The organism is Pseudomonas gingeri (genome assembly GCF_013385425.1).
GTDB lineage: Bacteria > Pseudomonadota > Gammaproteobacteria > Pseudomonadales > Pseudomonadaceae > Aquipseudomonas > Aquipseudomonas gingeri_D.
The window spans coordinates 1-581 of the sequence record NZ_JACAQA010000069.1; the positions used below are offsets into that span (position 1 = coordinate 1).

The window sequence follows — 581 nt, forward strand, 5'->3', positions numbered from 1 at the left end:
GCCATTGGTCGGATAACCTGCTCGACCTGTCATTTCTGACAGTAGCCAGCCTCCCGTTTGCGGCGCCCAATAAACTCCACCGTCAACCTTGACTGGAGTTACGCCATGACCCGCTCAGCCGGTACTCTAGCGCTCGCTGAAATCACGATCTCCTCTAAACAGCGCCCTAACCCACCCATGCCTGCTGACAGCTGGGGCATCAATATCGGGGCCGTCACCACCTTCCCCGAGGGCTTGTTGGTAGAGGTCCCGCCGTGGGGGGACGACATGGATATCGGCGACAGCGTCAATGTCAGGCTCAATAACCAAGTGATGACCTCGGGTTTCATCGGTGATAACAGCCAAATCGGCAAGTCCGTACCGCTGTTCATTGAATCTGATCGCCTGACCACCGGTTATTTCATCCTGGACTATACGGTCACGCTGCCCGGTACCGATCCCGATCCTTCGCCCCGCACCAACGTCTACATCAAGCTGACACGCCCCGGCGGACGCGACCTAGACCCCGGTACTCCCGGCCATTCCGAACTGCATATGGTGATTCCCGAAGATATCCTCCTGGAGGGCGTCGATGCCGATAC

At 58.0% G+C, this 581-nt stretch carries 1 pseudogene; it reads left to right on the forward strand.

From position 1 onward, the window contains the following. Positions 1–105: 105 nt before the first annotated feature. A pseudogene (locus HX830_RS31850) lies at positions 106–581 on the forward strand (hypothetical protein); the annotation flags it as partial.